The 386-nt window shown below is 69.2% G+C and carries 1 protein-coding gene; it reads right to left on the bottom strand.

All coding sequences use genetic code 11. The features are described 5' to 3' along the window. On the bottom strand, positions 1 to 386 hold a 386-nt coding region (locus MLGJGCBP_RS44180), incomplete at both ends, for an AMP-binding enzyme (RefSeq protein ID WP_160104003.1).

The following is a 386-nucleotide window of genomic DNA, read 5'->3' on the forward strand; positions in this document are numbered from 1 at the left end:
CCGCGTTCGAGCCACATCGCTTCGACGTTGCGGCGGATCACCTTCCCGGACGCGCTGGTGGGAAGCATGTCGTTGCGCAGCCACCAGCGGGTGGGAATTTGGAAGCGGCCGAGCGTTTTCGCTGCGTGTGCGCGGAGGTCGTCGGTGCTGACCGGGATCCCGCGGCGGATGGTCACGGCGGCGGCGACCTGTTCGCCGAGTTCCTCGTGCGGCAGTGCCACCACGATCGCCTCGGCGACCGCGGGATGGGTGGTCAGGGCCGCGGCCACGTGGGCGCAGGAGATGTTTTCCCCGCCCCGGATGATGATGTCCTTCGAGCGGCCGCTCAGGTAGAGGTAGTTGTCGGCGTCGAGGCGTCCGAGGTCGCCGGTGTGCAGCCACCCGTC

It is taken from the genome of Rhodococcus sp. T7 (genome assembly GCF_009872365.1).
Taxonomy (GTDB): Bacteria; Actinomycetota; Actinomycetes; order Mycobacteriales; family Mycobacteriaceae; genus Rhodococcus_F.